General features: G+C 48.5%; 17 protein-coding genes and 3 riboswitches. Of the genes, 7 read left to right on the top strand and 10 right to left on the bottom strand.

The genetic code is table 11. The annotated features are described in order from the left end of the window. Positions 1–39: 39 nt before the first annotated feature. Positions 40–237, bottom strand: a riboswitch (cobalamin riboswitch). A gap of 265 nt (positions 238–502) precedes the next feature. Beyond that, positions 503–631 carry a hypothetical protein gene (locus tag ACZ45B_RS13895; RefSeq protein ID WP_255326083.1) on the bottom strand — a complete coding sequence of 43 codons (129 nt, stop codon included), beginning with the start codon at positions 629–631 and terminating at the stop codon, positions 503–505. A 78-nt stretch (positions 632–709) separates the two neighbouring features. Here ACZ45B_RS13895 and ACZ45B_RS13890 point away from each other — a divergent pair, with 78 nt between their 5' ends. Continuing rightward, a complete protein-coding gene (locus ACZ45B_RS13890) occupies positions 710–3,634 on the top strand; it encodes a cation-translocating P-type ATPase (RefSeq protein WP_024546327.1) in 2,925 nt (974 codons plus the stop codon). A 20-nt stretch (positions 3,635–3,654) separates the two neighbouring features. Here the strand turns inward: ACZ45B_RS13890 and ACZ45B_RS13885 are convergent, their stop codons facing one another. From ACZ45B_RS13885 to ACZ45B_RS13865, 5 genes are all read right to left on the bottom strand, one after another. Beyond that, entirely contained in the window at positions 3,655–4,248 is a 594-nt protein-coding gene (locus ACZ45B_RS13885; protein WP_024546328.1) for an exopolysaccharide biosynthesis protein, read from the bottom strand. Positions 4,249–4,278: 30 nt separating this feature from the next. Continuing rightward, positions 4,279–5,103, bottom strand: coding sequence for an ABC transporter ATP-binding protein (locus ACZ45B_RS13880; RefSeq protein ID WP_024546329.1), 825 nt, complete (start codon positions 5,101–5,103; stop codon positions 4,279–4,281). A 66-nt stretch (positions 5,104–5,169) separates the two neighbouring features. Further along, on the bottom strand, positions 5,170–6,567 hold the full coding sequence (locus ACZ45B_RS13875; protein WP_024546330.1) for a CmpA/NrtA family ABC transporter substrate-binding protein: 1,398 nt from the start codon (positions 6,565–6,567) through the stop codon (positions 5,170–5,172). A 12-nt stretch (positions 6,568–6,579) separates the two neighbouring features. Next, a complete protein-coding gene (gene ntrB, locus ACZ45B_RS13870) occupies positions 6,580–7,419 on the bottom strand; it encodes a nitrate ABC transporter permease (protein ID WP_024546331.1) in 840 nt (279 codons plus the stop codon). A gap of 108 nt (positions 7,420–7,527) precedes the next feature. Continuing rightward, positions 7,528–7,691, bottom strand: a riboswitch (cyclic di-AMP (ydaO/yuaA leader). Between the two features lie 51 nt (positions 7,692–7,742). After that, a complete protein-coding gene (locus ACZ45B_RS13865; RefSeq protein WP_464675036.1) occupies positions 7,743–9,368 on the bottom strand; it encodes a cation:proton antiporter in 1,626 nt (541 codons plus the stop codon). Between the two features lie 101 nt (positions 9,369–9,469). After that, positions 9,470–9,548: riboswitch (Fluoride riboswitch) on the bottom strand. An 87-nt stretch (positions 9,549–9,635) separates the two neighbouring features. Between ACZ45B_RS13865 and ACZ45B_RS13860 the strand changes: the two genes are divergently transcribed. Continuing rightward, complete coding sequence (locus ACZ45B_RS13860) at positions 9,636–10,181, top strand: hypothetical protein (RefSeq protein WP_024546332.1); 546 nt, start codon at positions 9,636–9,638, stop codon at positions 10,179–10,181. Positions 10,182–10,259: 78 nt separating this feature from the next. Here ACZ45B_RS13860 and ACZ45B_RS13855 read toward each other — a convergent pair whose 3' ends face one another. Further along, positions 10,260–11,411: a hypothetical protein gene (locus ACZ45B_RS13855; RefSeq protein WP_024546333.1), complete on the bottom strand. Its 1,152-nt coding sequence runs from the start codon at positions 11,409–11,411 to the stop codon at positions 10,260–10,262. 165 nt (positions 11,412–11,576) lie between these two features. Beyond that, positions 11,577–12,569: a 2-hydroxyacid dehydrogenase gene (locus ACZ45B_RS13850; RefSeq protein ID WP_024546334.1), complete on the bottom strand. Its 993-nt coding sequence runs from the start codon at positions 12,567–12,569 to the stop codon at positions 11,577–11,579. Between the two features lie 157 nt (positions 12,570–12,726). On the opposite strand from ACZ45B_RS13850, the gene ACZ45B_RS13845 reads away from it, so the two are divergent. The 4 genes from ACZ45B_RS13845 (at position 12,727) to ACZ45B_RS13830 (ending at position 15,158) form a co-directional block, all read left to right on the top strand. Continuing rightward, positions 12,727–13,032 (top strand): HNH endonuclease, encoded by a 306-nt coding sequence (locus ACZ45B_RS13845; protein ID WP_024546335.1) that lies wholly within the window; start codon positions 12,727–12,729, stop codon positions 13,030–13,032. 102 nt (positions 13,033–13,134) lie between these two features. Then, positions 13,135–13,722, top strand: coding sequence for a ParA family protein (locus tag ACZ45B_RS13840; RefSeq protein ID WP_024546336.1), 588 nt, complete (start codon positions 13,135–13,137; stop codon positions 13,720–13,722). After that, a complete protein-coding gene (locus ACZ45B_RS13835) occupies positions 13,722–14,477 on the top strand; it encodes a ParB/RepB/Spo0J family partition protein (protein ID WP_024546337.1) in 756 nt (251 codons plus the stop codon). Before ACZ45B_RS13840 ends, ACZ45B_RS13835 begins: the two co-directional genes overlap by 1 nt. A 105-nt stretch (positions 14,478–14,582) precedes the next feature. Further along, a complete protein-coding gene (locus ACZ45B_RS13830; RefSeq protein WP_464675035.1) occupies positions 14,583–15,158 on the top strand; it encodes a nucleoside deaminase in 576 nt (191 codons plus the stop codon). On the opposite strand, the gene ACZ45B_RS13825 is transcribed toward ACZ45B_RS13830, so the two are convergent. Together ACZ45B_RS13825 and ACZ45B_RS13820 are read right to left on the bottom strand one after the other, a co-directional pair. Next, positions 15,155–15,709, bottom strand: a complete 555-nt coding sequence (locus ACZ45B_RS13825; RefSeq protein ID WP_024546338.1) for a 2'-5' RNA ligase family protein — start codon at positions 15,707–15,709, stop codon at positions 15,155–15,157. The two genes, ACZ45B_RS13830 and ACZ45B_RS13825, sit on opposite strands and share 4 nt — an antisense overlap. Before the next feature lie 37 nt (positions 15,710–15,746). Continuing rightward, positions 15,747–16,442, bottom strand: coding sequence for a TVP38/TMEM64 family protein (locus ACZ45B_RS13820; RefSeq protein ID WP_201766592.1), 696 nt, complete (start codon positions 16,440–16,442; stop codon positions 15,747–15,749). Between the two features lie 413 nt (positions 16,443–16,855). Between ACZ45B_RS13820 and ACZ45B_RS13815 the strand changes: the two genes are divergently transcribed. Beyond that, complete coding sequence (locus tag ACZ45B_RS13815) at positions 16,856–17,803, top strand: DMT family transporter (protein ID WP_464675034.1); 948 nt, start codon at positions 16,856–16,858, stop codon at positions 17,801–17,803. The last annotated feature ends 9 nt before the right edge of the window (positions 17,804–17,812 follow it).

Here is a 17,812-nt window from a genome sequence, read left to right as displayed (position 1 = left end):
GACTAAAACGTTGATCATCCGTACCTCGCAGATGTTTTAGAAGGTGGTTTAGGATCGGCGGGCATTCTGACTTACACAATTTTTGGGACTCGATTTTAGATTTGTCATAGCGCTAAAATCTAAAACTTGGCCCTTAAAATCGGCTTACAGCTGCGGGACAGCGGCAGATTTTCACTGCTCTTTCCCCGTTTCCTCTAGCGGCTGATCCCCACTAGAACCGAAAGTAGATTCTATAATATCACTGAATTAACATCCCCAGTAATAGACATAAAAAATTCTTTGTCCATGGGCAATTATGACCCACCAGTTTTAAATAAGAACTTCAGTTAAAACGACCCCTCATCAATCCATTTAATGCTCATATTTATATTTTCAGAATGCATGATTTGCACCAAGAGAAAATTGGAAATTTCTTCCGTAGGGCAATTTCGAGTTGGGTATCCTTAACCCAGAGCAGCTTCTCTAGGGGCCGGAAAATTTTGGCCATCGGCATCGTAACGGCTCAGACCTCAAGAAAGCTCTGGCGATCGCCTTCATGGTCACCCCAGCCCATGGGCACAACAATATTATTGGTATTGGCTAACCGCTTGAAATGCCCCCCGATCCCCCTGGTCAAACGGTAAAGAATCATTGATGTTTAGGCTGCCCTTAGTTTGCTTTTGAAGAAGTTATGACAGCATCAAGGCATGTCTGCTCAGAAAGGATATTTATGGACTCGACCCATATTTGGACGTTTGCGCCGGAGGCGGTTTATGACATCTTTGAATCTAGCCCCCAGGGGTTATCGACGGCGACGGCACAGCAGCGTTTAAAGAAATTTGGCCCCAATGCCCTCCCAGAACCGCCCCAACGTCCGTTATGGTTACGTTTTCTCGATCAAATAACGCATTTTATGGCCCTGCTGCTCTGGGTGGCAGGGATTTTGGCATTTGTTTCTGGTACGCCCGCCCTGGGTTGGGCGATCTGGTTGGTAATTTGGGTCAATGGGATTTTTAGTTTTTGGCAGGAGTTTCAGGCCGAAAAATCCCTAGCCGCCTTAAAAAAAGTATTACCGGCCCAAGTGAAGGTTTATCGTGACGGCCAGCTCCAATCAATTCCAGCAACAGAATTAGTGCCGGGGGATGTGATGCAACTAGAAGAGGGCGATCGCATTTCGGCAGATGCCCGTTTAGTTTCTTCCGAGAGCTTATATATCGATCTGTCGGTGATGACCGGGGAATCTTTACCCGTGGCTCGCAATGCCTATCCGGTGCGGCTGCGGGAAGCGGTGTCGATCCGCGATGGCAAGACCCTCCGCCAGGGGGAACAGCCCATACGAGAAAAAAACAACCCAGCAGAAATCGCCAATTTGGTTCTGGCGGGCTCGACTGTCTCTTCAGGCCGGGGACTCGCAGTGGTCTATGGCACAGGGGCCCAGACAGAATTTGGCCATGTGGCTCACCTCACCACCGTCGTCAAGCGCGAACCCAGCACCCTCGAAATTCAAGTCGGTAAAATTGTGCGAGTTATTACGGCGATCGCGGTGGCGATGGGGGCGATCGTATTTCTCCTCACAGAATTTCTGGTGGGGATGGAACTACGGGAAAGTTTTCTTTTTGCGATCGGCATTATTGTTGCCCTCGTACCCGAAGGTTTGTTGCCCACCGTAACCCTCGCTTTAGCTATGGGGGTGCGACGGATGGTGCGTAAAAATGCCCTGGTGCGGCGTCTTTCTGCAGTGGAAACCCTCAGTGCCACCACCGTGATTTGTACCGATAAAACGGGAACGCTCACGAAAAATGAAATGACGGTGCATTATCTCTGGTTGCCCTGGCTCACAGATACAGAAATGCCGCCCCAACCGCCCCTACAGACCCCCAACCATGGTGAACCCAGCGCCGTCGCCCCCTGTCTTATTGAGGTCACTGGTGCGGGTTATGATCCTGGGGCTGGCCAGGTGAATTTCCCCCCTGAATTCACAGCCCTGAGGAAAGTTAAACTTCTTCTGACGGGGGCAGCACTCTGCTCCAATGCTAAATTGATCCACCTAGAAAGCCCCAGTCGTTGGCAGGAAATTGGGGACCCCACGGAAGCTGCATTACTCGTAGCGGCGGCAAAAGCGGGCCTCAATGTGGAAAAACGCCAGCAACAAAATCCCCGGCTCCGGGAAATTCCCTTCGACTCACGCCGGCGGATGATGACGGTGGTTTTAGATTGGCAAGCAGCGGATATCTGGCAGGACGAACGCTCCTGCATTGCTTTTACTAAGGGAGCTCCCCTAGAAGTATTGCGCCACTGCCAAGCTATTTTGCATAACGGGACTGTCCAATCCTTGGACCGTGAACAATGGGAAGAGGTGGTAGAGGCCAACGATCGCCTCGCTGCCCAAGGATTTCGCGTATTGGGGGTGGCGGCCCGCTGGGGGGAGCAAGATTTAGTTGACCTACGGGCCCAGGATCTGGAGCAGGATTTGATTTTTGTTGGCCTGATCGCGATGTTCGACCCCCCTAGACCCGAGGTGAAAGAGGCGATCGCCCAATGTCATACCGCCGGGATTAAGGTGACCATGGTGACCGGAGATTATGGTCTCACCGCCCAGGCGATCGCCCAACAAATTGGCTTGGTCAACCATCAGGTGCGGGTGGTCACCGGGGAAGGCATGGGCCACCTATCCGATGCCCAATTGCGGCAAATCCTCAAATATCGCTCCGGTTTAGTATTTGCCCGGATGGCCCCAGAACAAAAGCTACGCCTTGTACAAACCTACAAAGATATCGGTGAAATTGTGGCTGTCACCGGCGACGGAGTCAACGATGCTCCGGCCCTACGGGCTGCTCACATTGGCATTGCCATGGGCTTGAATGGCACCGATGTGGCCCGGGAAGCGGCAGACATTGTGCTCACCGACGATAACTTTGCCACGATTATCAGCGCCGTAGAACAGGGCCGTGCCATCTACCAAAATATCCGCAAATTTATCACCTATATCCTGGCCTCTAATGTCCCGGAAGTGGCGCCTTTTCTCCTGATGGTCGCCCTCAAAATTCCGCCGGCTCTGGTGATTATGCAAATCCTGGCGATCGATCTAGGTACAGATATGATCCCCGCTTTGACCCTAGGAATCGAGGCGGCAGAACCGGGCATGATGACCCAACCGCCCCGCAAACAAACGGAAAATCTGCTCGGGCGATCGCTCCTTGTCCGCGCCTATTGCTTTCTTGGCCCCATCGAAGCCGTATTAGGGATGCTTGGCTTTTTCCTGGTCTGGTGGAGCCATGGTTATGGCTTAACAGAACTCCAGGCAATCACCCCAGATTTACTGCGCCACAGCACCGATGCCGCCACCGTTGGGATCTACGCCCAAGCCACCACCATGACCTTAGGGGCGATCGTCGCTTGTCAAAATGGCAACGTTTTTGCCTGCCGCTCCGAAAAAACATCCATTTTCCGTTTGGGACTTTTCTCGAACCCACTGATTTGGGTCGGCCTTGCCACCGAGTGGATCTTGGTCATTTTGATTACGAAAAGTCCTTTCTTCCAGGAGATTTTTTTCACCGCTCCCCTCGAACCTTGGCAATGGCTCACATTAATTGTTTGCCCCCCCTTGGTTTTGGGTTTTGATGAACTGTGGAAACGCTTTTTTGTCCATCGCTAAAGCTGATACCAAGGGCAATTTTATTGAAAAATAACTTGAAAAATATTGCTCCCTGTCCACAGCAGACCAATAATAATCCCCAGAAAAACTAAGGCGATCGCCATACCAATTAAGCTCAAAACCCCATCCCCTTCTTGGAGACCGAGGGCCGTAAAAAAAATAGCGATCGCCGGCACCGTATTTGCCCCCGGAATCGGCAAAATCACCAAAAAAGCCATCGCAGATGCAATAATCCCTAGCACAATTCGTCCCGGTAGACTATGACAAATGGGCGTTAAACGGGGTTTGGCAATTTTTTCGATTCTTTTTAACCAGGGAATCAAATGGCGCATAAATCCCTGCAATTGACCCAGCGAAAAGGACATTTGTAATAATTTTTGAGGCACCCAGGGTTTCGACTGACCAAAGCAGAGTTGCAGGGTAATCGCCAGCATCGCTACCCCGAAAATAAAAGAAGTCCCAGGAATCGCAAAAATGCTCAAAAAAGCAATAAGTGCCAGGGGAAAACCAAATAATCGCTCTTCCGTGAGGGCGAAGATATTGGCGAGGCTAATCTTTTCTGAGTGTTCTTCCTCAAAAAAGTAGTAATGTAGTTTTTCAGAGAGTTTTTTCATGCTGGCTTGGCCAATTGAGAATCAACTGATCTACTGATAGCGCTCGAGAAAATCAAGGGCTTCATTACGCAGATCATAATATTCTTGGGTTTCCCGGAGATCATGGATGCTGCGGGGCCGGGGTAAATTAATCTCCAAAATCTGGCCAATATTGGCATGGGGACCATTGGTCATCATCACAACGCGATCAGACATAAAAATCGCTTCATCCACATCATGGGTAATCATCATCACCGCTTGGCGATGGTTTTCCCAAATATCTAACACCTGTTTTTGTAACTTGGGTCGGGTCAAGGCATCCAAAGCACCGAAGGGTTCATCGAGTAAAAGCATTTTCGGTCGAGTGGCTAAGGCCCGGGCCACCCCGACCCGCTGTTTCATACCACCGGACAGTTCATGGGGATATTTATCAGCAGCGGGGGTGAGGTTCACCATCTGGATATGTTCATTGACCAGGTGGAGGCGATCGCTTTTGGAGAGATGTTGATGAACTTCATCGACAGCGAGACGGATATTTTCGCGCACAGTCAACCAAGGCAGCAGTGCATAACCTTGAAACACCATCATGCGATCGGCTCCAGGTTTACGAATTTGCTTCCCTTCGAGGGTCACTAAACCAGCAGTCGGCTTTTCTAAACCGGCCACAATCCGCGCCAGGGTTGATTTGCCACAGCCAGAGTGACCAATAATCGACACATATTCCTGGGCTTGAATCGTCAGATTAATATCCTCGAGGACGACAAATTGCGAACCATCAGGTTTTGGATATTGCTTCGAGACATTTTCAATTACAAGGAAAGATTCAGAGGGGGATTGATTCATCGATGAAAAAGGACGATTTTGCATAAAAACCATAGGATTTACCAAATATTGTGGGAATAAGATTAAAACTGATCTCAGTTCAAAATTTTTAGGCAAAGCCTAGCTCAAGGCATAGGTTTGGGGACGGTTTGCGCGGATCTCAAAGCTATTGAGATAGCCCACTGGGTCACTGGGATCAAAGGCTTTTTTGTCGATAAAGGCACTGGCTGGTTCGACCTTATAGTCATCGCTCGGGCAGTCGATCCCCATTTCTGCGGCAATCTCGCGGTATAGATCGGTGCGCCAGGCTTTTTGGGCGATCGCCTCCAGATCTTTTGGCAGCGTACGGATTTGACCCCACCGGGCCGCCTGGGTCATTAGCCAGATCCCTTGGGACTGCCAGAGGAACGTCGAATGATCATTGGTCACCTGGGACATTTCACCATGGAGATCAAAAAAGACCGTGGTGTCTAAACTTTTTTCAAGGCGATCGCGTTGATCAAAACCGCCATAATTGTAGTCACCGACGATCCCCGGACGGGTCAATTGCACCTTTGCCCCCGTAAAAGACCGCTGGGAAATAAGTTCCGCCACCGCCTGTCGATTTTCCGGTTTGCTGCAATATTGGCAGGCCTCGATCAGAGCTTTTACCAAAGAACGATAGGTTTTTGGATATTGTTCAATAAAAGATTCCTGGACGGCCAATACCCGATCCGGATGGCCGCGCCAGATATCTCGCCCTTGGATAAACGTAAAGCCAATATTTTCATTGCCCGTAATCGAACGGGTATTCCAGGGTTCCGCCACCATATAAGCCTGCATCGCACCGATGCGCATATTGCTGACCATCTGCGGCGAAGGGGTGATCACAAGGCGTAATGCCTGAACAGGATCAATCCCCACCGCTGCCACGAGATAGCGCACGAAATATTCATAGATAGCAGAGCTGAGGGGAATACCCCAAGAACGGTCATTATTTGGTGATTTTTGCCAAAAACGCTGGAGATCTTGGCCAAATTGTGTCAAATCGCCTTGATAATCATGCCAGGGCCGCACACCACTCTCCCAGAGGGGGCGGTTCATGGTGAGGGCATTACCATGGCGGTGGATAGTCATAGCGGCGCTCAACGGTACTGGGATCGCCCCTTCCGCACTCAGACGTGCATTGGTGACGGCCCCCGAAACTACGGGGGAAGCATCTAAACGGCCAAAAATTAAACCATCGCGGGAATTAGCCCAACTTGCTTCCCGGCTGAGTTGCACATTTAGCCCATACTTGCGGAAAAGTCCCTTGGCCCAGGCCACTGCCAAGGGGGCACAATCATTGACAGGCACAAAGCCGATGGTGAGGTTGGGTTTCTCTAAGCTCTCGGGCTTAATTAGGGGTGTCACCGCAAGGGCCGCCTCGGTTAACCCTTGGGGATTACGGCCTGTGGTCGGGGTACAGGCGGCATAGGCGATCGCTGAAGCTGTCGCCCCCATCCCCAGCAGGAAAGAGCGTCTACTCAATTTCGTCATGAAAGTTTCTCCTTAATTCCGGGCTGGGCGGTGGGTGATCGCTGTTTGGAGAAAGGCAAGGGCATAATCTAAAACCAAACCCGTCATGCCAATCACAAACACCGCTAAAAATACTGAACTCACGTTTAAGCGGTTCCACTCATCCCAAACAAAAAAGCCGATACCAATGCCGCCGGTGAGCATTTCTACCGCGACGATCACGAGCCAAGCGACCCCCATACTGATCCGCAGGCCCGTAAAGATATAGGGCAAGCTGGCGGGCAAAATCACCTGTAGTAGCTGTTTCCAGCGGGGCATCTCCAGCATCTGGGCCACTTCAAGGTAGTCTTTGGGTACATTAGCGACCCCTTCGGCGGTGTTGATAATTGTTGACCACAGGGAAGTAATGAAAATCACAAAGATTGCCGAGGGTTCTGCCGCACTAAAAATTGAAAGGGCGATCGGTAGCCAGACCAGGGGCGAAACAGGCTTAAGAATTTGGATAATCGGGTTAATTGCCAGCCAAGCTTCCCGGGATAAACCGATCCAGATCCCCACAGGGATCGCCACCAAAGCCCCCAAAGAAAAACCAATCAATACCCGTCGCAAACTTGCCAACAGTAACCAGCCGAGGCCCAGATCCCCAGGTCCCCGACGATAAAAGGGATGCACAATAAAGTCAAGGTTGCGGACTAAGGCTTCCCAGGGAGTCGGCATCATCTCGCCACGCACTAGGGCGATCGCCCACCAGAGAAGCAGTAGGCCCCCAAAACCATACAGCGGTAGCACAATTTCTTTTCGGTACTTGTCCTGGAGAGCCGGTAAGACCAAAAACTTTTTGGCTGTGCGGGCCAAACTCGATAATAAAACCATGCAAAATTACCCCTCCTCAATGTTTAAGGAAATGACAGGTAACTGATAGTCATTGTGATGGAATTCTGATTTACTGCACGATTACACCTAGGAGGCGATCGCCGTACTTCAGTCTTCTTCCGATGCTGACGAGGTTAGCTGACGGGCGAGGACTGGAAGATGTCCCTTTTCTATATATCCCAGAAAATAAGCCCCGGTGTCTTCCCAGTTGGGTTGACGGTTGGTTCCCCCGCTTCAAGGCAGAATCGCCTTAAACTAAGCTGACTTGTTCAGTTTCCACACAAGCTAACATTTATTTTCGCGATCTGTAAATATCCCTAAGATCAATTTTTTCCTCCCTCGATGAGAATAATGGGCAGTGAGCTATTTTCTAAAACCCCCTGGGATACCGAACCAATCAAAATTTCATCGAGGGCTTGGTAACGACGTTTACCCATAACGATTTCATTGGCTCTGTACGCTTGGGCGGTGTGAATAATCGCTTCGGGAACCGGGCCAGTGGCCGTAATAAATTGATAGCGAATATCCGCAAGGTAGCGGCGAGTTTGTTGTTTGAGGTGTTGTAGACCTTCGGGATCATCGGTGCGGATCACATGGAGAACGACCACTTCCCCGTTACTTCTGCGGGCCAGTTCTGCGGTTTTTAGGAGGATTGGCCGGGCAAGGGGAGAGTTATCAATGGCAGCTAGTAGGACAATTTTTTGGGCAATGGCAACCTTTGTGGGGTCCACTTCGCCCTTTTGCAATAGTTTTGGAGCAAAGGTGGGAATCGCCCAAGCGCCGAGGGGAGCCGTCACTAAAATTGACAATGCTGACAGGGCCAGAATAATTTCACCGCCAGCAATACCCTGAGTCAGAGGAATAGCACCGATCGCCGCTTGTACTGTGGCCTTAGCGGAGTTACCGGGGAGCAAAAATAAACGCTCTCGCCATGTCCAGTTGCTGCCGAGGGTAGACAAGTACCAACCGAGCGATCGCCCTACTAAAGTCCCTATTCCCAAAACAAGTAAGCCCTGTCCAAAAGTATTGCCCAAAACATTTAACTGAATACTCGCCCCCAACAGCACAAACAGCACAATCTGGGCGATCGCCCAAAGGGCATCAAAGCTCCGCCGGAGTTGCCGGGCTAAGGGGGCATCTAGTTCGACCAGAAAAAATCCTGCCGCCATCACCGCCAGATAGCCAGAAAAGATCGGCAAACGCTCCGCCATGATCACCAAGAGCAGCGCCAACCCAGCGGCAATTAAGCCATCCTGTACCGCACTTTGAGTCCAATTTTGTTTTGCGAGGAGGGAAACCAAGAGCCGCGCCGCGAGCCAACCGCAGATAACCCCCAGGAAAATTTGGCTCACAATTTGCAACGGCAGCAATTGTAATAGGCTGAGATTTAAACCACCGGGTAGGGTTACCCCCGCTGCCCCGCTTTGGCCCAAGAAAGCAAGCAGCAGACTAAAAACCAGCAATAACAGCACATCGGAAAGGGCGCTCCCCGTCAAAATCGCATCGGGAATCCCTTTTTGCACCCCCCAGCCTAAACTTTTGAGGCAGAGCATTGCTGGCACAATTACCGCTGGTGATTCGGCTCCCAGGACGCAACCGAGCAACAGACCCGTGGCTAGGTCGAATTGAAATAGGCCCATGGCAAGGAGCATGATGGCGATCGCCTCACAGGTGGCCGGTAAAAACCCCAGGCGCAGGGCCACTGTTCCCTGTTGGGCCAGTTTTTCACGGTCGAGGCCCAGCCCTGCTTTCATCAAGATCACCATCACGGCGATCGTCCTTAGTTCTGGGGCGGCTGTTAGAACGCTGCCATCAACCACATTCCCCACCTGGGGGCCGAGGACGATCCCCACCAAGACCATGCCCACAAGGGCGGGAATTTTCAGACGCTGGGCGATCTGCCCAACAAAAAAACCGAGCAGCAAAATTAAAAGAATACTTTCTAACATCAGATCACGTTGTGGTTGCGGGTAAACGTGACTTGCGGCGAGAAGTTTTGGGCTTAGCCTAAACAGATTTAGTCCTACTGCTTCCTTGGTCGCCCCAAGTCGGAAGAGTAGGAGCCATTAGCCAAGATCTGTTAGGAAAAATCTTCGACGGTTTCGGCGAGCTCCATCGCCATCTGTTGTTTTTATACCACGAAAGGCGCCCAGGATTTTTACGTTAGAATCTGGGGCAACTTTGCACAGATCATCATTTCCAGTCAGTTTCCCGCCATGCAAGAGCCTACTAACTCTGATCTTCAATCACTTTCGTTTCAAGGGGCGATCGCCTTTACCCAAACTTGGTTAGGGCAGGTCGAAGCGCAAAAAATATCAGATGCAGAAATTCTGATGCAAATGCAGGCGATCCTGAGTCATCAGAACGGGGTGCGGGGCTTTTTTGTGGTTTATTTGACGGGTGATAGTCCCCTCGCGGATCAAGTGCCAGAAATTTTCCTCGAAGGTTTCACCAAGGCAGCGGCCCAGATTAGTGAGATTTTAGTAAAAAATGTGGCGATGTCTACGGCGATGGCGATCGCCCACGGCCGCAATGGGGACGCTGAAAATCAACAGGGTTCGGAACAGGTACAAAGGCGATCGCTTAATTTGCTTAAGCAGCTTGAACAACGTGATGTCATTTTCAAAAATGAACGGTTGCGCCTGCTGCAAACTCTCGAAGCTGGGTCAGGGGATTACCAGGATTTTTTAGATCGTTGGCAATATGAACCGGAACAATGTGATGCTATTCATGTGTTATTTCAGTCAATTGAGATTTTTTAATTAATAAGTGGCGCCAGATTTTTTTAATATTCTGACATTTGATTATAAAATTCGAGAATCAATAAATTAAACTACACCCTAAAGTGATTGGAATGTTTTGTAATGTGAGTTAATGGTACGTAGCTTACGCTCAAATACAGATCTATTTTTCTTGAAATTCTCTTTGGCAACCTCTAAACTTATTGTCACTTTAATAGTTTCCTGAAGCTTTTTACTTAATTCATATTCTTCATTATTAAATTTGAATTGTTTATCTAAGAAAACATCGTTTATAAATTCTGATTGAAATGAATTTAAATCGAGATTATCGACAAAGTAAAAAGATGGACTTATGTTGCTATAATAAAATTCAATAAAATCACCATTTTTTTCTCCTATTCTTTTGATTTTTTTTATTTTGATAAGATGCATTGTTGGATTACCAAGCAAGAAATCTTCCTCTTTTTTGTTGATTATCAAAGGCACATAAATACCTCTAGACATCATCTGATAAGCAAGTGGAACATTATTTCGAAGAAATAGAAAAAGATTCCTTGAAAAAATAGAAGACTTAGTGTTTCCTACAATCTCCGAATAAGTAAGTATTACTTCACTGGTTGGGTTGAGCGTTAATCCAAATGGCTGATCTTTTAAGCTGTAAAAACCTTTATCATTTAAATATTTTCTTAATGGTTGCTTGATTAGGCTTCTTTTTTGCAACTTAGTTTGAGATGGTATGGGAATGCTATTAGTACAGTAATAAATAATCAAGTGAAGAGAACTACTTACTAAGTTTATGACATCACTCAGAGTTAATATTTCATATGATTTTTCATTCTTAGTTATATGGTTATAAATAGGCTTTAAATCTTTTACTGTTTTATAAAGCAAATATGCAATTGTAGAAACTTCTTTTCCTGCATCTTCCGAAGTTCTTGATAAATCCGAACATGTTTTTATGATGTTATCAAGTTCATCTTCTGATATATTTTTATTTTCTGTATACGATTGCTCAAAAGAAGCAAGCACATCCCTTGACTTAATCAGAACTTTATCATTTATTTGCTGCGTTTGTGTTATTTTCTTTTCTATATAATCATCAATCAATTGCTTCTTAATTCTTCTAATACCAAGACATACGCCAACAAAAGCAAGTACTCCTACTATTATATTAGAAATCAATTCTAATATAATTTCATTACTTAGAAAAGTAATTATTCCTTTTAGAATACTATTAATTAGATCTAACATCACTTAACTGCTTAGATTAACTTGAATTTATACTTTAGATATTAGTGCATAATTTAGCTTGCATTTAGTAAATATATTTTTTGTTAAACTAAATCAAAAAATATATTTACATTAAGCGATCGCCTCTCCCAGACTTAATTAAGTGCAAGAAACAGGATTGATTTTCTAGGAATGCAATTGATTTGGACAAGGTTTTCTTGCCTCAACCAGGGCAATATTCTGTAGCGTCGTTTCCGCAATATTCCCAAGGGCTTCCTGGGTGAAGAAAGCTTGATGAGCTGTGATCACCACATTGGGGAAAGACTGCAAAAGCTGGAACGTATCATCCTGGATTACCGTATCCGAGAGATCCTCAAAAAACAGATTTTCTTCCTCTTCGTAGACATCCGTGCCAAAGTAGCCCAACTGACCACTCTTGATCGCCTCGATCGCCGCCCTCGTATCAATCAGGCCGCCGCGACTGGTATTGATCAGCATCGCCCCCGGCTTAATCTGAGCCAGAGACTCTTCGTTAATCAGGTGGTAGGTTTCCGGCATCAGAGGACAATGGAGCGAAATAATGTCTGCCTGAGCCAGGAGCGATCGCCAATCGGTATATTTCACCCCCAGCTCGACACAAACCGGATTTTCATAGGGGTCATAGGCCAGCAGACGACAGCCAAACCCCTTCATAATTTTGGCGAAACATTCCCCAATTTTGCCAGTGCCAACAATGCCGACGGTCTTGCCATGGAGATCAAAACCCAACAAACCCACCAAAGAGAAATTATCATCCCGGACGCGGTTATAGGCCCGGTATAGCTTGCGATTAAGCATCAAAATCAAGCCCACCGCGTGTTCTGCTACCGCATAGGGAGAATAGGCGGGGACGCGCACCACCACTAACCCCAATTTGTGGGCCGCTTCGAGGTTGACATTATTAAACCCAGCACAGCGGAGGGCGATGATCCGCGTACCATTTTCGGCCAGCTTTTCCAGAACGCCCTGGCTGAGGTCATCGTTAATAAAAGCACAAATAACCGGAAAACCAGCAGCAAGGCTAACCGTTTCCAAGGTGAGACGCGGTTCTAAGAAAACTAATTCATGGTGAAACTGTTGATTTACGGTGGTAAAGGAAAGTTGATCGTAGGGTTTGGTGCTGAAGAAGGCAATTTTCATGGGGAATAAAAGGTGTGAGGCGTTGTTTTTTGGGGATTTTTAGCTAATTGACGCTAAAATCACATGATAAATGGCAATTTAAAACACGGTGAATAATTGTTTGATAATAACTGGTTAACACTGTAGCGATTTCAATATTTTTCAGGGATTAACATCGATGAAGCATTCCTCTCGATATCCTCAGGATTGGCAGGCGATCGCCTTAGAAGTGAAAGAAGAAGCGGACTGGCGCTGTGAATTTTGTGGTTTAGCTTGCATTCCCCCCGATGTCAAAATCAAAGGCATCAATCGCAATCTGCGGGCTGTGCTGACCCTGAGCGTCCACCACAAAAATTACATCCCCGAAGATAACCGCCGCGAAAACCTCATCGCCCTCTGTTCTGCCTGTCACCTGCGCCAGCACCAGCGCCGCCACGGATCTTTGCCCCTGGGTCAAATGAGCCTTTTTGGGGAATTGTCTTAAAGCAGCTTCAAAAATTTTTGGCACAGAGATGCGAAACTTTCGGGCGATCGCCCCGACTCTGTACTAAGGTTAATTTGAAAGCAAAGCATTGACGGAATCGCTATGAAAAAAATTGCCATTGTCAGCCGCAAAGGGGGCGTCGGCAAATCTACCCTCACGATGAATTTAGCGGTGGTTGCGGGTCAGGCGATAATTATCGACACCGATCCCCAGGCCAGTTGTGCCGATTGGGGCGATCGCCGCGACTATGAGCCTCCGGAAGTCCAGACTGTCCCCGCTGGCCGAGTACAAGTCTCTCTCAAACGCTGCCAAACTGACTGGCTTTTTGTCGACACCCAGCCCAGTGCCGAAGCCAGTCTAATCGAAATTGCCCAAATCGCCGACCTCTGTGTGGTGGTGCTGCGTCCGGGCCAGCTAGAGCTCGATGCTTTGGGGGCAACCCTCGCTGCGATTCGGGCGGCCCAAGCCAAGGCTGTATTTTGCATTAACCAAGCCCATCCCCAGGCAAACTTGAGCGATTTAGTCGTTGGCTTAGAACAGCATTACCCCGTTGGCCCCTTAATTCGCAGCCGCGCTGATTTTCCCGCTTCCGTTGCCGAAGGGCGAGCAGTCACAGAATGGAATCCCGAAGGAAAAGCCGCCGCCGAAATTCAAACTTACTGGTCATGGTTACAGGAGAATCTCAACTAATGGCACGCAAAAAACCAATCCTAGACCTCGATCGCCTCAACCAACGGGCCGCTGAAACTTTTACCGCCGAAAAAAATTATGAAAAAGAGGTCAATCAAAATTTAAAACTGCTGCTATTTGAGGATATTTTAGACCGGCCCGGTGGGGATGCCCGCCCCCTCAAGGATGCCCATGTGCAAGCCCTGGCAGAATCGATTTTAGTGCTGGGTCTCATCACACCCCTCACGGTCGATCGCCACGGACACCTGTTAGCAGGGGGCCATCGGCGGGCAGCCCTCCACCAAATCAAACTGGCCTACCCAGAGCAATACGCAGCGCTATTTCCCGAGGGTATCCCGGTGCGGGTGGTGGATATCGATGCCGCTACCGATGCGGTGGATGCCCTGCAAATCGAAATCGAAGAAAATACCCAGCGGAAAAATTTTACAACCACAGAAATCAAAGAAGCAGCCCAAAAATTAGAGCAAGCAGGTTATAAGCGATTGCGGGGGCGACCAAAGGCAGGGGAAAAATCCCTCAAACGGGAACTGGCCAAGGTTTTTCGCCTCTCCGAAGACCGGATTCAGCGTATTTTAAATGAGACTACTCAAAAAGGTAGGTGTGCACCTACCTTTTCACCAGAGCAGGCGATCGCCACGGTCGAGAAATGGTCGCAAACCTTGGCCAGCTCAGAAGATAAAGCTTTAGTCCCCATAAAAATTCAACTCCAAAGTCTGCTGGCTACCCTGCGCGAACTCCAGTCTCAACATCGCTGACGACCCTACCCCAGACCCCTCAAAACCTAGATTCCCAAAAGGTAGGTGTACACCTACCTTTTCTTAGAAAAACAACTATCGTCACCTCTGGTATGAGGATTTTTAATGTATCAGCAACCCCCAGAAATTTGTTTTCGCCTGCCCCCTTGGTTAGCCACCTATGGCGATCGCTACCAGAGCGCAACGGGCGATCGCGCCAAAATGCAGTTTATTCTAGGGGCAGCGCAGGAAAATATTATCCAAGGTAGTGGCGGCCCCTTTGCCGCTGGGATCTTCGTGCTCGAAACAGGTGAATTAATTGCCCTGGGGGTAAATCTGGTCACTAGCGAAAATCTCTCCCTACTCCATGCAGAGATGGTGGCCATGGCGATCGCCCAACGGAAATTTCAACAATTTAGTTTCAAAACTTCTGCGCTGCCGGCCCTAGAGCTGGTCACCAGTACCGAACCCTGTGCCATGTGTCTGGGGGGTATCCATTGGGCGGGTCTCAAGCGGGTAGTCACCGGGGCGCGGGGATCTGATGCGGAGGCGATCGGCTTTGATGAGGGACCAAAGCCCAAGGATTGGCAGGGGGCATTACAACGGCGGGGCATTACTGTGATCACCGATGTTGAACGGGCCGCCGCCCAGCAAGTGCTGGCTTTTTATCAAAAGCAACAGGGCCAGATTTATAATGCCTAGCTCTGACCTCGAAAAGGAAAATAAGCGCTCATTTGCCAGTGGCGACCATTATGTTGCAGCAAGCTTACACCCTCGGCAACAAAATTATGATCCAGGGAACGCCCTTGAAAAAAAGCCCAAGCCCGGGCAAAATTATCTCGACTCAGATCCTTAAAGGCGAGGGTAACATGGGGCCTAAAGGGGCGATCGCCATAGCGTTGATCACAGATTTGTAATTTTTCTGCGAAAGTATTTTTAAGTTGACTCTGGCAGTTTAGGAGTTTTTGGCTGCGTTCGACATCGAGATAAATGACCCGGGGCGGGAAACAGTTAAACCCTGTGAGCTGAATTGGCATCACTGGGCGGCTCTGGGCAAAGGTTTGCAAGAGATTTTGCAGTTGCCCAAAATCCTGGGCAGACAGTTTAAAAGGGGGCTGGAGGGTGATGTGGGGCGGTGAATTGAGCGCTTTTTTCGTCTGAAAATGATCCACGCAGTAATATTGCCAGCCGTTGGCGATCGCCCCCAGGTCTGGCGGCAAGATCAATGCCACAAAGAATAATTGCTGTCCCATTTTTTCGGCAGACAAATTTATAGTAATTTCTGAAGCTTTAAGGTAATTCCGTCACCGTTTCCTGGAGGGCACGTCTGGCAATTTTTGTGATGTAAACCGTGACGGCGACGGTGGCCGCAAACCCCAACAGGCGAATAGACCATTGGGCGATCGGGTTGACATTACTGCTCTCTGTGCCGAGGGTGGCCAAATTTCCTGCTAAGGAGCCAATGTAAACATACATAATCGTGCCAGGAATCATCCCCACAGAAGCGAGGGCATAATCCTTGAGAGAAACCCCTGTGATCCCGTAGGCATAGTTCAATAAGTTGAACGGAAAGACTGGGGAGAGGCGCGTGAGGAGAACAATTTTAAAACCCTCTCGACCGACAGCCTGATCAATCGCTTGAAATTTAGGGTTCATGGCAATTTTTTTCGTGACCCAAGGCCGCGCCAAGTAACGACCCACCAGAAAAGCAGCGATCGCCCCTAGGGTTGCCCCAATAAACACGTATATTGCGCCGAATACCACCCCAAACACCACCCCGGCTCCCAGGGTGAGAATAGATCCAGGTAGAAACGCTACCGTCGCTAAAATATATAACCCCATAAAGGCGATCGCCCCCAAAATGCCAAGGTTATTAATCCATTGGAGGGCTTCTAGTAACCAAGTTTGGGGAGAAAAATTACTACTCGCACCAGATAGTAAACCGGTTATGGCGGTGATTCCGTAGGAAAATTCAGCCCAAACCATTCCTGTAAAAAATAAATTCATTATTGAAAAAGCTCCCTGGACTGAATGGATTCAGAATTTTTTAGACTGCTTTTTGCAGCATAGTCACGCAGGCGATCCTATCCTAGCAGGCTAAAAAAATCCCCCTCTGACTCCTTTTCAAGCTAAATGTTTTTTTGAAACTTTGACAGGTCAGGGCCACTTTTCCTAAGGGTTAGCATCTTTCGCTCACAGTAATTTTCTGCCCATCTTAGTGTTTTAATGAAACTAATAAAAAATTCTATCGTCATTGGAAAAAGCCCACAGATCATAAAAATTGTTCAAAAATAGCCCGAAAAACGACTTTAATCTAAATGTAATCGCCAGCACAGTTACCAGGTTAGTCCTGGGGCAAGGTGGAAAGGCTTATTCTCCAGATTTTTTCCAAATATTCCATGGCTGTTAATCTCTCCCGACCCCAAGGGGACCGCTCTACGGTTTTGGCGATCGCCACCCTGACCCTAGCCGTCTGCGCCATTTCTTTTGCCCCCATTTTTATTCGCTTCAGTGAAACCGAGCTGGGAGCCAATGCCACAGTTTTTAACCGGATGTTTATTTTTTTTCTGGTATTCGGCCTAGGAAAATTTCTGACTCGCACCCCAGCAATCCCAGAAGCAAATCCCGTTCCTGAAGCCGCCCCAGAGACGACTCAAGCCCAGTGGTTACTGCTCCTTGGGGTAGGCTTGATTTCAGTGATTTCCCTGAGCTTATGGGCCATTTCCCTGCAATACACCACTGTCGCCAAATGTATGCTGTTAAATAACCTGACCCCAATTTTCACCAGTTTGGGCAGCTGGCTGATCTTTGGCAAAAAATTTGATAAACAGTTTCTCATCGGCATGGCGATCGCCCTGGGGGGAGCCATGGCCCTCGGCTTTGAAGACCTCAATGGTGGCGGTGGCCTGCTGATTGGTGATTTCTACGCAATTTTGTCAGCGGTTTTTCTCGGTACTTATTTCCTCATGGTGGAACAACTGCGCAACACCTTCGATGCGACAACAATCCTGCTGTGGCGCTGTGGCGTTGGCAGCCTATTACTCGTGCCCTTGGTATTCTTCACCGAAGATCAATTTTTTCCTACCAGTAAGCTCGCCATTTTTGCTGTTCTCGGCTTAGGCATCCTCTGCGAAGGGTTTGGTCAGCGGTTAATTGCCGCCTGTATGGACAAACTTTCTTCGAGTTTTGTCTCTCTCTTTTTGTTGCTCGAACCGATTATCAGTGCCCTTTTGGCCTGGATGATCTTTGCCGAAGCCCTAGGCGTGAACACTTGGATTGGGTTTGCTGTAGTTTTGACCGGGATTTATCTCGCCCAATCCAGCAGCGCCGCCAGCCATGGGGCTTAATCAACCTTC

The organism is Picosynechococcus sp. NKBG15041c (assembly GCF_055380235.1).
This window is presented reverse-complemented; position numbering and strand designations above follow the sequence as displayed.